At 60.3% G+C, this 14,615-nt stretch carries 9 protein-coding genes; all 9 read left to right on the top strand.

Annotation, left to right across the window (positions count from 1 at the left end):
* Positions 1-3: 3 nt before the first annotated feature.
* The 9 genes from BM074_RS06930 to addA all read left to right on the top strand — a co-directional run bounded on the left by BM074_RS06930 (position 4) and on the right by addA (position 14,516).
* Complete coding sequence (locus BM074_RS06930; RefSeq protein WP_175498919.1) at positions 4-462, top strand: HPr kinase/phosphorylase; 459 nt, start codon at positions 4-6, stop codon at positions 460-462.
* Positions 463-637: 175 nt separating this feature from the next.
* Positions 638-1,039, top strand: a complete 402-nt coding sequence (locus BM074_RS06925) for a PTS sugar transporter subunit IIA (RefSeq protein WP_027230905.1) — start codon at positions 638-640, stop codon at positions 1,037-1,039.
* A gap of 9 nt (positions 1,040-1,048) precedes the next feature.
* A complete protein-coding gene (locus tag BM074_RS06920) occupies positions 1,049-1,363 on the top strand; it encodes an HPr family phosphocarrier protein (RefSeq protein ID WP_027230904.1) in 315 nt (104 codons plus the stop codon).
* Positions 1,364-1,523: 160 nt separating this feature from the next.
* Entirely contained in the window at positions 1,524-2,924 is a 1,401-nt protein-coding gene (ahcY, locus tag BM074_RS06915; protein WP_091921542.1) for an adenosylhomocysteinase, read from the top strand.
* Positions 2,925-3,128: 204 nt separating this feature from the next.
* Positions 3,129-5,657 (top strand): sensor histidine kinase, encoded by a 2,529-nt coding sequence (locus BM074_RS06910; RefSeq protein WP_091920688.1) that lies wholly within the window; start codon positions 3,129-3,131, stop codon positions 5,655-5,657.
* Between the two features lie 7 nt (positions 5,658-5,664).
* Complete coding sequence (gene tsaE, locus BM074_RS06905) at positions 5,665-7,176, top strand: tRNA (adenosine(37)-N6)-threonylcarbamoyltransferase complex ATPase subunit type 1 TsaE (protein WP_091920686.1); 1,512 nt, start codon at positions 5,665-5,667, stop codon at positions 7,174-7,176.
* Complete coding sequence (locus BM074_RS06900; RefSeq protein ID WP_091920684.1) at positions 7,176-7,901, top strand: nucleotidyltransferase family protein; 726 nt, start codon at positions 7,176-7,178, stop codon at positions 7,899-7,901. The genes tsaE and BM074_RS06900 overlap by 1 nt, the downstream gene beginning before the upstream one ends.
* Positions 7,894-11,022 carry a double-strand break repair protein AddB gene (gene addB, locus BM074_RS06895; RefSeq protein ID WP_091920682.1) on the top strand — a complete coding sequence of 1,043 codons (3,129 nt, stop codon included), beginning with the start codon at positions 7,894-7,896 and terminating at the stop codon, positions 11,020-11,022. The genes BM074_RS06900 and addB overlap by 8 nt, the downstream gene beginning before the upstream one ends.
* Positions 11,019-14,516 (top strand): double-strand break repair helicase AddA, encoded by a 3,498-nt coding sequence (gene addA, locus BM074_RS06890; RefSeq protein WP_091920680.1) that lies wholly within the window; start codon positions 11,019-11,021, stop codon positions 14,514-14,516. Before addB ends, addA begins: the two co-directional genes overlap by 4 nt.
* Positions 14,517-14,615 lie beyond the last annotated feature (99 nt).

The following is a 14,615-nucleotide window of genomic DNA, read 5'->3' as shown; positions in this document are numbered from 1 at the left end:
CGCATGCCGGAAGAACTGATCCATGCAACGGCCCTCATCGTCGCCGACCGCGGCGTCCTGATCGTCGGCCCGTCCGGTGCCGGGAAATCGTCAATAGCGCGGGCACTCATCGAGCGTACCAACGCCAGGGGCACGTTTGCCGCGCTTGTCAGTGATGACCAATGCCAATTGTACCCATCTTCGCGACGTCTCGTCTGTTCGGCACCGGCATCGCTGCGGGGCGGAATCGAGGTGCGCGGGTCGGGGCTTCACGCGGTCGAGCATGAAGGCACTGCCGTCATTCATCTTGTTGTCGAACTCGTCGATAAAGCAGAGGCAGTTCGATTTGCTTGTGAGGAGACGACACAACTTCAAGGCGTCGCAATTCAGCGTCTCCGCCTACCAAAAGGCGAGGTGGAATCCGCTTGCAGGGCCATCGAGGCGTGGCTCTTTGAGCCCCAATGGAAAAAATTAACGAGCTAATCCAGATGGTTGCCCTTTTGCACTGCGGTAAAATGACTATGCGTCTTGGTGGCGCCATTTTTCCACTTGCCTTCGCGATTCGTCCTGCCAGAATGCGACACCTGCCAAACGGGGCATTCAATGCGCGGAAAAAAGCCCAAGCTGAAGGGCGCGGCGCGACAGGAGCAGTTTCAGAATGATCGGACTCGTGCTTGTGACGCACGGAAGACTGGCCGAAGAATTTCATCATGCTGTTGAGCATGTGGTCGGCCAACAGGAATATTTGGAAACCGTATCGATCGGTGCGGATGATGATATGGAACAGCGTCGCCGGGATATCGTCGATGCAGTTGCCCGCGCCGACAATGGTTCGGGTGTTATTATCCTGACGGACATGTTTGGCGGGACGCCTTCCAATCTCGCCATATCCGTGATGGAATCGGGCAAGATCGAAGTGATTGCGGGCGTGAACCTGCCGATGCTTATCAAGCTCTCCAGCGTTCGCCTGACTAATGACATGGCGGCGTCGTTGCGCGAAGGCCAGGACGCCGGTCGAAAATATATTAACGTGGCCAGCCAGGTGCTGACAGCCAAATAGAGGTCATGAATGCGCCTGACTGCAGAAACGACCGGTACGTTCAACCCGGACAACGCGCTTGTGGAGTCATTCGAAATCATCAATCGCCGCGGCTTGCACGCGCGCGCCTCCGCCAAGTTCGTTCAACTTGTCGATGGTTTTGATGCGCATGTCCGCGTCGAGAAAGATGGCATGACAGTCGGCGGAACATCGATCATGGGCCTGATGATGCTCGCCGCTTCGCCTGGTTGCTGCATAAAAGTCAGCGCATCCGGTGTGCAGGCGCGCGAGGTGATGCAAGCGCTCGGTTCGCTGATCGCCGACAAGTTCGGCGAAGAAGCTTGAGCGTCGATAATTAAGATCGCTCAAAATTGGATATGCACGCATAAGGATTTCTTTATGTCCCATTGTGCGGCGCGCCCTAATCTGCTAGTCAACTCCATCTCCGGCCACGCTGTTCAAGCGCGCGGCCATACGGAATTTGCGAAAAATGGAGTTGGCACAGATGGCCGAGAAGCAGGATTATATCGTCAAGGACCTTGAGCTGGCCTCGTGGGGCCGCAAGGAAATCGAGATCGCCGAGACAGAAATGCCGGGCCTGATGGCGAGCCGCGAGGAATTTGGCCCGTTGCAGCCGCTGAAGGGCGCCCGGATCACCGGTTCGCTGCATATGACGATCCAGACCGCCGTTCTGATTGAAACCCTGCAGGCGCTTGGGGCCGAGGTGCGCTGGGCGTCGTGCAACATCTTCTCGACGCAGGATCACGCTGCAGCTGCAATTGCTGCTACCGGCACGCCGGTCTTTGCGGTCAAGGGCGAAACCCTTGAGGAATATTGGACCTACACGGACCAGATTTTCCAGTGGCCGGACGGTCAGCCGTCGAATATGATCCTCGACGATGGCGGCGATGCCACCATGTATATCCTTATCGGCGCCCGCGCCGAAGCTGGCGAGGACGTTCTTTCCAATCCCGGCAGCGAGGAAGAGGAAATCCTGTTTGCGCAGATCAAGAAGCGCATGAAGGAAACACCCGGCTTCTTCACCAAGCAACGCGAAGCCATCAAGGGCGTCACGGAAGAGACGACGACGGGCGTCAATCGCCTGTATCAGCTGCAGAAGAAGGGCTTGCTTCCCTTCCCGGCGATCAATGTCAATGACAGCGTCACCAAGTCGAAGTTCGACAACAAGTATGGCTGCAAGGAGTCGCTGGTCGACGGTATCCGCCGCGCCACCGACGTGATGATGGCCGGCAAGGTTGCCGTCGTTTGTGGCTACGGCGACGTGGGCAAGGGCTCTGCCCAATCGCTCAACGGCGCCGGCGCACGCGTCAAGGTAACGGAAGTCGACCCGATCTGCGCGCTGCAGGCTGCCATGGACGGTTTCGAAGTCGTGACCCTCGAGGACGCAGCGCCGACCGCTGACATCGTGATCACCACGACCGGCAACAAGGACGTCATCACGCTCGATACCATGCGCAAGATGAAGGACATGGTCATCGTCGGCAATATCGGGCACTTCGACAATGAGATTCAGGTCGCAGCGCTGCGCAATCTCAAATGGACCAACATCAAGCCGCAGGTCGACATGATCGAATTCCCGGATGGCAAGCGCATGCTGCTTCTGTCGGAAGGACGCCTGCTCAATCTCGGTAACGCGACCGGCCATCCGAGCTTCGTCATGTCTGCTTCCTTCACCAACCAGGTGCTGGCACAAATCGAGCTCTACAGCCGTGGCGAGAAGTACAAGAACGAAGTCTATGTTCTACCCAAGCACCTCGACGAAAAAGTCGCGCGCCTGCATCTCGACAAGCTCGGAGCGAAATTGTCGGTTCTTTCCGAAGAACAGGCCGCCTATATTGGTGTAACGCCGAAGGGTCCCTTCAAGTCGGACCACTACAGATATTAATTCTCGTTAGTAACGACACAAGATATGGACGCCGGGGGATTGACAAATTCTCCGGCTTTCTTTTTTACCGCCAGTTCTTCCCGTCGATTCGCTCAAGGTTTATTCTAGTGATTCGGGATAGCGCTGTTCCCGGTGGGCCAAGCGATTGAAAAATCGAAGGGAAGGAGCAGCGGGCATTCGCCAGACGGGGTAGCGACGGTTGATATGAAGATTGAAAGCGGTGTTCGCAGGAGACATCCGGCACGGGCATTTCCGGTGCTGAAGGAACTGCGGATCTTGGCGTGCCGCGCCTGCTCCTCTCTCGCAATTCTTTCGGCGTTTTCATTTCCGGCCCGCGCCGAGGATGCTTTTGGCAAGATCAGCACGCCTTTTGGGGTGGAGGTCGGCACGTTCGAGGTCATCCAGTTCGCCATGTTCCTTGGCGCCATGGGTGCCGCCTTGCTCTCGGCAGGCTGGCTGATCCGTGAACGCAGCCGCATTGCCAATGAGAACCGCCAGTTGCGCGACAAGGTCGCCGATCTCAATGTCACGGTGCAGCGCAACGAGGCCATGCTGAATCTGAAGGATCAGCGCATCATCGTCTGGGAAGGTGGATCGAGCACACCCAACCTGATCGGCAATCTTCCGCCGGAGATCGGCGTGCCGGAGCCCCGCTCGCTCTTCCTTGCCTTCGGTCGCTGGTTGCGCGTGGATTCGGTTACCTTGCTCGATCGCTCCATCGCCGCTTTGCGCGAAAAGGCACGCCCCTTCGATATCACCGTCGAAACGACAAAGGGGGCACCGCTGGAAATCCAGGGCCGTACCTCGGGCGGATATGCCATTGTTCGCTTCATCAATGTTGGCGAAGCAAGGGCCGAGCAAGCGCTGCTCAAGACCGAGAATTACCAGTTGAGCGAAGCGATCGGCACCCTGCGCGGATTGCTCGAATCGGTCGACATGCCGGCATGGAGCCGCGATGCCGATGGGCGGCTCAACTGGGCCAATCCTGCTTACGCCAAGGCAGTCGACGCGCGAGAACCGCACGCCGCCGTCAGTGAGGCGCGTGAATTGTTCGGCGCACAGGCACGCGAACGCATGGAACGGGAAAAGGCCGCGTCGCGGCGCTTCAACGAACAGTTGTCGACAGTGGTAGGCGGAGACCGGCGCGTCTTCCGTGTGACCGACGTTGCCGGCACGACGGGCTCGGCCGGTGTCGCCGTTGATATCAGCGAAGTCGAGCTTATCCGCGAGGAATACAAGCAAACCGTCCTCAATCATTCCGACACGCTGGACCAGTTGAACTCGGCCGTGGCCATGTTCGATGCCAACCGCAAGCTGCAATTCTTCAACCAGGCCTTTGCCAAGGTCTGGGGACTCGAAACGGCGTTTCTCGAAAGCCACCCTGACAATTCCATGCTGCTTGACAGGTTCCGCAGTGACGGCATTTTGCCGGAGCAGCCGGATTGGCGTCGTTGGAAGGAACAGGTTCTTTCGGCTTATCATTCGGTGGAACCACAGGAACACCTCTGGTACCTGATGGATGGCCGTACGCTGCGGGTCATCGTCAATCCGCAGCCTAAGGGCGGCGTCACCTGGGTCTTCGAGAATCTCACGGAAAAGCTCGAACTTCAGAGCCGGTACAACACGCTGATCAAGGTGCAGGGCCAGACGCTCGATCACCTGGCCGAGGGTGTGGCCGTTTTTGGATCAGACGGCAAGATCCGCCTTTTCAATCCTGCTTTTGCTTCGCTCTGGTCGCTGAAAAAGGAACAGATCGCGGAAGGCATGCATATTTCGGCTGTCCGGCGGCTGTGCGAACCGGTTTCGGATGCCGTGCACTGGGAAGCTTTCGTGACGACCGTCACCGGGTTTGACGATGAGCGGCAGTCGCTCTCCGGCCATATAGAGCTCAGCACCGGTAAGATATTGTCCTACGCGACGGCGCCTCTGCCGAACGGTCAGACCATGCTGACCTTCGTCAATGTGACCGACTCGGTGCAGGTTGAGCGAGCCCTGAAGGAGAAGAACGAAGCGCTCGAACGTACGGACGAATTGAAGAACGACTTCGTACAGCACGTCTCTTACGAGTTGCGCTCACCGCTGACCAATATCATTGGCTTCACCGAACTCCTGCAGACGCCCATGACGGGGCCGCTGAACGAGAAGCAACGCGATTATCTCGACCATATAGGAACTTCGTCGTCGGTCCTTTTGACGATCGTCAATGATATTCTAGATCTCGCCACCGTCGATGCGGGGATCATGGAACTTGATATCAGCGATGTTTCCGTGGCGGACGCGATCACGACCGCGTCGGAAAAAGTCGCCGACCGGCTGAAGGAACACAATATCCTTCTCGACATCCGCATCACGCCAGGAGCGGGCTCTTTCCGGGCCGACGCCAGCCGGGTGAAGCAAGTGCTGGCAAATCTCCTGAGCAATGCCGCCAACTATGCGCCGGAAGGCAGCACCGTAATCCTGTCCTGCTGGCGCGAGCAGGCCGAAATGGTGTTCAGCGTCGAGGACAAGGGGCCCGGCATGCCGGGCTATGTGCTCGACAGCATCTTCAAGCGATTCCAGCCCTATCCGAATGGCGGGCGCAAGCGCGGCGCCGGATTGGGCCTTTCCATCGTCAAGGGTTTCGTCGAACTGCATGGCGGCACAGTCGATATTGAAAGCGCCGCCGGCAAAGGCACGCTGGTGACATGCCGCTTCCCGCTCGAGGCGCGGACCTTCAGCATCGCTGCCGAATAAGGCGTCCATGGCACCGATCATCGTTCAATTGGCAACGACTGAGGATACTGAGCGGTTTGGACAGGACCTTGCCCTGGCGCTGCGCAAGGGAGACCTCGTGGCTCTTTCGGGCGATCTTGGAGCCGGCAAGTCGACGCTCGCCCGCGGTCTCATCCGCACGATTGCAGCGGACAATGATTACGAGGTTCCAAGTCCCACATTTACATTGGTTCAATCCTACCCGGAATTGCGACTGCCGGTCAGCCATGTCGATCTCTATCGCCTCTCCTCGGCCGAGGAAGTCGACGAACTTGGCCTGGAGGAAGCGCTGGAGGATGGCGTCGTGCTGGTCGAGTGGGCGGAGCGCGCCGGAGGCGCTCTGCCGCGCGAGAACCTTCATATCAAGCTTACCCACGTGAGGGAGGGACGAGAGGTCAGGATCGATGGTGACGCGGCGACACTTGCTCGCGTCGAACGCTCCCTCGCCATTCGCGCCTTCCTTGCCTCGTCGGGCTTTCCAACGGCGGAGCGGCGCTATCTTCTCGGCGACGCCTCGGCGCGCGGCTACGAGACGATTGCCAACGATGGTCAGTCGCCGCTGATCCTGATGAACTCGTCCTACAATCCCGGCGGTCCGATCCTGCGCGACGGCAAGACCTACATGCAGATTGCGCATCTGTCGCAGTCGGTGACCGCCTTCGTCGCGATCGACAAACTGCTTCAAGCAAATGGTTTCTCCGTTCCCGAAATCCATGCCGCCGATCTCGATGCGGGCTTTCTGATTATCGAGAATCTCGGCAACGAGGGCATCCTCGATGCGCAGGGGCTCCCGGTGCTCGGCCGGTATGAGGCGGCGGTGCGCCTGCTGGCCAGATTGCATCAATATTCGTGGCCGCAGGACATCGAAGCCGCTGACGGTTATGCACATCATATCCACCGCTTCGATCGCGACGCGATGATGATCGAGGTCGAGCTCCTGTCGGAGTGGTATGTGCCGCGAATGCGTGGCGCAGCACTCTCGCACGAGTTGAAACAGGATTATGTGGCAGCATGGGACGAAGTCTTTAGCCAACTCAAAGATGCCGAGCTGAGCCTGCTTCTCAGAGACGTGCATTCGCCCAATATTCTGTGGCGCGCCGACCGGAAAGGCATGGACCAGGTAGGGCTGATCGATTTTCAGGATGCGATGATCGGGCCTTCCGCCTATGACGTCGCGTCCCTTGTACTCGATGCGCGGGTGACCATTTCTCCGGAACTGCAGGACCATCTGCTCCTGGCATATCTGGCAGAACGACGGGCCGCCGACGCGAAATTCGATGAAGCGAAATTCCGCAAAGCCTTTGCCATCATGGCTGCGCAGCGCAACGCCAAGATTCTCGGCATTTTTGTCCGCCTCGACGAGCGCGACGGCAAGCCAGCCTATCTAAAGCATCTCCCACGCATTCAGATGTATTTTATCCGTGCGTTGCAGCACGAGGCTCTGGCGCCGATCGGAAATTGGTGCGAGAAGGCCGGCATACTCGATCCGGAGTTCCATTGATGAAATCTCCTCGCACGGCGATGGTTCTTGCAGCCGGTCTCGGTACGCGTATGGCCCCACTTACGCTCACGACGCCAAAGCCGTTGATTAAGGTAGCCGGCAAACCATTGCTGGATTGGGGCCTTGATGCCTTGCGTGCTGCGGATGTCGAGCGCGCAATCGTCAATGTCCACTATCTCGCGGACCAGATTGAACAGCATGTAGCGGGGTACAGGCTGCCGTCGATTATCGTATCGGACGAGCGGGCTGAACTTCTCGATTCCGCCGGCGGCATCGTCAATGCACTGGATCAGATTGGAAACGAACCGTTTTACGTCATCAACGCCGACACATTCTGGATCGATAGGGCGCGCTCAAATCTTGTCCTGCTCGCGGAAGGGTGGGATGATGATCGGATGGATATTCTTCTGATGATCGCGAACAAGTACCAGGCGACGGGCTATGACGGACGCGGCGATTTTCATATGGACAAGCAAGGACGCCTCAGTCGTCTAGGGAAAGACGAAACATCTCCCTATATCTATGCCGGCGCCGCAATCATCCACCCGCGCATCTTCGCCGGCGAGGCGCAAGGAAAGGCGTCGCTCAATCGCTATTTCGACGCGGCGATTGCTGCGGACCGGCTCTATGGCGTGCAGATGGACGGCCTTTGGCTGACGGTGGGTACGCCGGCGGCAATCGGCGAGGCGGAAGCGGCCATCGCCGCACATAAGGTTCATGGTTGAGCGCAGACGGCCGCGGGTATTTTCCACTGCTCCCGGCGTCCCATTTCTGCCGGCGCTGATCGAAGCCATCCAGTCCGGAACACTGATCCCGGGCTTTCCCGCCGACCCTCGCGATCCCATGGCGCTGGCGCGGGCGACGATCTACGTGCCGACGCGGCGCGCGGCGCGAACCTTGCGCTCCCTGCTCGTCGAAAAAAGCCCGGTGAAATCGGCGATCCTCCCCGTCATCCGACCGCTCGGGGATGTGGACGAAGATGCCGCCATGTTCGACATGGGCTCGGAGGCATTCTTCGATCTTTTGCCGCCCATCAATGCGACGGAGCGGCTGCTGCTTCTGGCGAGCCTGGTAAGACCTTGGCGCGAGCGTTTGCCCGACCATGTGCGTGCGCTCTTCGGCAATGAGGAAATTGCCATTCCGGCGACAACCGCCGACGCCATATGGCTGGCGCGCGATCTTGCCGGACTGATGGACCAGGTTGAAACCGAGGCGAGTGGCTGGGCGACGCTTGGCAATATCGTGGCCGAGGACCTACCGAACTGGTGGCAGGTCACGCTCGAATTCCTCGATATCGTCACCGGCGTCTGGCCGCAAATCCTGGAGGAGGGCCGTCGTTCCAATCCCGCTGCGCATCGCAATCGCCTTATCGAACTGGAGGCCGAACGTCTCTTGCGTAGCCCGCCTTCGGGGCCGGTGATCGCGGCCGGTTCGACAGGGTCGATCCCGGCCACCGCCAAGCTGCTTGCGGCGATCGCATCCTTGCCGCAAGGAGCGGTCGTTCTGCCCGGCCTCGATCGCGATCTCGACCCAGCGAGTTGGGATATCCTTACCAAGGTCGACGACAACCCCTCCATGTTTGGCCACCCCCAATACGGCCTGCGCAAACTCCTGGGGGAGCTTGGCATTCTGCGCGATGATGTCGTTCCGCTGGGGACGCCCCAACCCGGAATGCGGGCGCGTGAGCGTCTTGTCAGCGAGGCCATGCGACCCGCCGACACCAGCGAGGCTTGGGCATATCTCGACCGGGCGGGCGGGGCATTTTCCGAAGCCACTGCCGATATCTGTCTGATCGAGGCGGCGAATGAACGCGAAGAAGCGCTCGCTGCCGCATTGGCCCTGCGCGAAGCGATTGAGGATTCGGGTCGTACCGCAGCGCTCGTAACCGCCGATCGGGATCTGGCGCGGCGCGTTTCGACGGAACTCGCCCGCTTCAACATCATCGCCGACGATTCCGGCGGCCATGCACTCCGCGAGACCTTGCCGGCGACGTTGATGCGCCTGGCGCTGGAGACGGTATTCAACCCTGGCGATCCCGCTGCGCTTTTGGCACTGCTCAAGCATCCGCTGACGCGCATCGGCGGGCAGCGCGGCAAGGTGCGCAAAGTGGCAGAGACCATCGAACTCGTCGCCCTGCGTGGAGGGACCGGACGCGCGACCCTTGCGGACCTTGGAGCCTTCTTTAATCACCGGCTCGCGCAAACGAGCGGCACACCCTTCGAACCGATGTGGCTGCGGCACCTGTCAGCGACGGATATCGAGGAGGCGCGAGCGATCTGCGATGCGCTGAGCGGATGCATGGCGCCAATCGTTGCCATGGCAGGTCAGTCCGGCGCCGTCGCCTTGCCCGAAATCATTCATGCGAGTGTTACCGCGCTTGAAAATCTTGTGCGCGACGACAATGGCGATATTTCCGCGCTCTACGAGGGGCCGGCCGGCGAGCAGTTTGCGGCTTTCTTGCGCAACCTCGTCTCGGCCGATACCGGTCTGGAATTTGCGCCGGCCGAATGGCCTGCCATGGTCGAGGCGCTCCTCGCCGGCGAAGTCGTGAAGCCGAAAATCGGCGCCCATCCACGCCTCTTCATCTGGGGCGCGCTCGAAGCCCGCCTGCAAACCGTCGATACAGTCGTCATTGGCGGTTTGAATGAAGGATCCTGGCCGGGCAAGACGCGCAACGATCCTTTCATGTCGCGGCCGATGAAGTCGATCATCAAGCTCGAACCGCCGGAACGACGGACCGGCCTTGCAGCCCATGATTTCCAGATGGCGATGGGCATGGGTATGGTCGTTCTTACCCGTTCGCAACGCTCGGCAAATGCACCGACGGTGGCCTCCCGCTGGCTGCAACGGCTGGATACGGTGCTTGGCAAGGATGCCGGTGCGACATTGCGGCAGCGAGGCGGCAAGTATCTTGGCTGGGCGCGCGAAATCGATCGCGCCGTCGATGAAGATTTCGTCAAGCGCCCGGAACCGAAGCCGCCGCTCGATGCACGGCCGAAGCATTTCTCGGTGACCGAAATCGAAACCTTGCGGCGTGATCCATACGCGATTTTTGCGCGGCGCATCCTGCGCCTGCGCCCGATCGAGCCTTTGATCCGCGATCCCGACGTTGCCGAACGCGGCTCGCTCTTTCATGACATCCTCGCCGCATTCACTGGCGAAAACATCGATCCGATTGATGCCGATGCCATGGCAAAGCTCATGGATATAGGGCGGCGGCATTTTGATGCGAGCGGTCTCCCGGAAGAAATCGACGCGGTTTGGTGGCCGCGATTTCAGATGCTGGTACCGGAGTTCATCAATTGGGAGCGCGGGCGCGCGCAACTCATCGCCGAACGGCATGCGGAAATCGCATCCAAAAAGATCGCGGTTGATTCGACCGGCGTTACCTTGTCGGGGCGCGCTGACCGCGTCGATATCCGACGCGACGGAACCGTCGATATCATCGACTACAAGACCGGTTCGACACCGTCGGTTCGGCAGGCGCATGTCCTGCTGGCACCGCAGCTCGCGTTGGAAGCGGCGTTGCTGGCCCGCGGCGGATTCCATGAGGTCGGGCGGCGCAATGCAACCGACCTGCTCTATGTCCGGTTGAGGCCACGAGGGAAGGTTGTCCCCGAATCGATTCTAGAAACCCGCAACAGCAGGAAGTCCGCGCCGGACCTTGGTGAGTTGGCATGGCATCGCCTGAGCGAACTCTTGAAAGCCTACCGCGACGTCGGCAAAGGATACCTGTCACGCGCCCTGCCATTCAAGGAGGGCGATCTGACCGGCGATTATGATCACCTCGCCCGTGTGCTGGAATGGTCGGCCGGCGGCGCCGACGACGAGGGTGAAGGATCATGAAGAAGCCGCTCGCCATTCCGGTGGAAACCATTCGCGACCAGAACCGCGCCGCCGACCCGAAGGACTCCGTCTGGGTGTCGGCGAATGCCGGTTCGGGCAAGACCCATGTTCTCACCGAACGCGTCATCCGGCTGCTGCTGGATGGGACCGATCCGTCCAAGATCCTCTGCCTGACCTATACGAAGGCAGCGGCGGCGGTCATGCAGAACCGTGTCTTTGCCCGCCTGTCGGAATGGGCGACAATGGATGAGGCAGCGCTCAGCCGCACGATTGAGAAAATCGACGGGGAACGTCCGGGTCCGAAAAGGTTGACGCAGGCACGCCGCCTCTTTGCCCGCGCGCTCGAGACACCGGGCGGGTTGAAAATCCAGACCATCCACGCCTTCTGTGAAGCGATCCTGCATCAGTTTCCGCTCGAAGCGAATATCGCCGGTCATTTCGAATTGATGGACGATTTGATGCAGGTCGCGCTCGTCGGCGAAGCGCGCCGGCAACTTTTGCAAACCGCCCGGCTCGATCACAATGTCGAGCTTGCAGGCGCCTTCGGGGACGTGCTCGACGCGGCCGGTGAATTCGGCCTGCAGGCGCTGCTCGATGAAGCCATCGTGAAACGGCATGACCTCACGTCATTCATCCGCGAAGTCGGCCACGATGGATTGCGTCGCCAGACCTTCTACGGGTACTTCGGTTTTAGAGGCGATGAGGCGGAAGACGAAATAGTCGCCGAGTTCTGGCCGCTGCCTGAACTCGATGATGGGGTGCTCGGGGAACTTCTCGACATTTCCGAAGGCGCCAGGCGCGCAGTCGACTTTGCGTGGCTGATCCGGTCCGCCGAGCAGGCGAGCCGCACCGAGGAACTGGAGGACTTTCTGCGAGAAGCCTTCTACCTGAAATCCGGGGAGCCGGTCAGCGGCGCCAAGCTCGCGACCCGGGCCGTGGTCGACAGGGTGCCCGACTTCGAGGATCGCTTCGAAAGGGCGGCGGAGCGGGCGCGCGGCGGCCTTGACCGCCTCAAGCAATACAGGCTCATCGGACTGACCCTGTCCGCATTCGTGCTGGTGGACGAACTGCTCGGCCGCTATCAGGAAATGAAGCGGTCTCGCGGTCTGCTCGATTTCGACGACCTTATCGTGCGCACGGTCAATCTACTGCAACGCCAGGATGCGGGCCCCTGGGTGCAGTACAAGCTCGACAAGGGCATCGATCACATACTTGTCGACGAGGCACAGGATACGAGTCCCAACCAGTGGAAAGTTATCCGGCTGCTCAGCGAGGAATTCTTTGCCGGCAAAACAGCGCGTGAGATACGCCGCACTCTGTTTGCGGTGGGTGATGAGAAGCAGTCGATCTATTCGTTCCAGGGGGCCATTCCGGAGGATTTTGCCGCTCACGGCAGGGCAACGGAACGCAATGCCGATCAGGCGGATCTGAGCTTCGCCAAGGTCAGCCTCAATTTCTCTTTCCGCTCCGCCCCGGACGTGCTCTCGGCTGTAGACAAGGTTTTTGCAAGGGCCGAAGCGCACCGTGGTTTTGGCCGCGATCATGGATCGACTGTCCACACAGCCATACGCGGCAGCGATCCGGGCGAAGTTGAAATATGGGACGTGCTGACGCCGGACACGACCCCGGAGGTGGAGGACTGGCGCACGCCGGTCGACAGCCTGCGCGCGCCACCCGTGCGGCTCGCCGAGCAGATCGCCAGGACCATCGAACTCTGGCTGAACAACGGCGAGGTGTTGCAGGGGCAGGGACGCAGGCTCGAGGCACGCGATATCATGGTGCTGGTGCGCAAGCGCGACCAGTTCATGCATGCCCTGTCGCGCGAACTGAAACGGCGGCACGTGCCGGTCGGCGGGGCAGATCGGCTGAAGCTGACCGACCACATTGCGATCAAGGACCTGATGGCGCTTGGTCGCTTCATGTTGTTGCCTGCCGACGACCTCTCTCTGGCCGCCTTGTTGAAGAGCCCGCTGTTCAAGCTTGGAGACGATGAACTGTTCGCCCTTGCCCATGGACGCACCGAAAACGAGACATTATTCGACCGGCTGAACAGCCGTGCCGAGGACGACCTTACGTTCCATGCTAGTGCCCAGCGCCTGAAGGAGTGGCGCAGCCGCGCCGATACGCTCCCTGTCTTCGAATTCTACGCCCATATCCTTGGACCAGGCGGTGCGCGGCGCGACTTGCTGGCGCGGCTTGGCCAGGAAGCCGGTGACGTCATCGACGAGTTCCAGAATTATGCGATCGCGACCGAGCGCACCGGATTGCCGGGCCTGCAGGCCTTTCTCGAAACGCTGGAGGCGGCAACGCCGGAGATCAAGCGCGAATTCGACCAGAGCCGCAACGAAGTAAGGATCATGACCGTCCATGCCTCGAAGGGCCTGGAGGCCGCAGTGGTCTTTCTCGTTGATCCCGGCAGCGCGGCTTCGGCCGGCGGACGGAATCCCAACCTCGTCTCCTTCGATATGCGCGAACAGGACGGCTGGCAGGGCAAGGGTTTCCTTTTCGTACCGTCGAAATTCCACGCAACAGCATTCACGGGCACGTTGCTCGATACCTTGAAGCTTCGCGCCGAAGAGGAGTATCGGCGCCTGCTCTATGTTGGGATGACCCGCGCCGAAGACCGCCTGATCGTCTGCGGCTATCGCGGCATAAGACAGGCCCCCGAGACGTGGCACAATCTGGTTGATGCCGGTCTCGGCGATGCGAGCCTGCCGTTCGATCATCCTGTGGAAGGCGTCAACGCGAGGCGCTATCGCATCACCCAGCCCGACGATCGCGATATTGCGGTTCCCGAAGACCGGCCGGCAGCCACCGAGGTCGCGTTTCCCGCTGCCTTCAGAAAGCCGATGCCGCGCGAACTGGGTCTGCCGCGACCGCTCGCGCCGTCAGGCGTGTCAGTAGTGATCGAGCCGGACGATGAAGTCCCGCTGGTCACCGGATCGCCGGTTCTCGCCGGGGATCGCGGCACGTCATCCTTTGCCATCCGCCGCGGCATCGTCATCCACGCTCTGTTGCAGACACTGCCTGATCTCCCCGTTGAACAACGGATGGCAGCGGCGGACCGCTATCTGGCGCGGGCCGCGTTCGACTGGGAACCACAGGAGCTTGACGTGGCGCGGAGGTCGGTATTTGCGATCCTCGACGATGCAAAGTTCGCTGCCGTCTTTGCCGAAGGCTCGCTGGCAGAGGTGGCCGTCATGGGGACATTGCATCTGCGCGGCAAGGACCACGCCGTATCCGGCGTCGTCGACCGACTCGCCGTCGTGGGCGATCGCGTCGTCATCATCGACTACAAGACCAACCGGCCGGCACCTCAAATGCTGGCGAAAGTACCGGAAACCTATGTCGCCCAGCTTGCGCTCTACCGCGAGTTGCTGGCGCCACTTTACCCCGGCAAGACCATCGAAACCGCCTTGCTCTTCACCGAGGGCCCCCACCTCGTCGACATTCCCGAGGCGGCCATGAACGAGGCGCTCGAGCGTCTGCGATAGGCACCCACGTAGACCTTTGCACTGAATCGTGACAAGACCTAGCTTGACGAGTGTGGATAGACTCACCACATGATGTGCAACACATTCAACAAACCTACA

The sequence above is a fragment of the Phyllobacterium sp. CL33Tsu genome (assembly GCF_900113985.1).
Taxonomy (GTDB): Bacteria; Pseudomonadota; Alphaproteobacteria; order Rhizobiales; family Rhizobiaceae; genus Phyllobacterium; species Phyllobacterium pellucidum.
The sequence above is the reverse complement of the archived record's forward strand: the minus strand, read 5'-3'. Positions and strand labels throughout refer to the sequence as shown.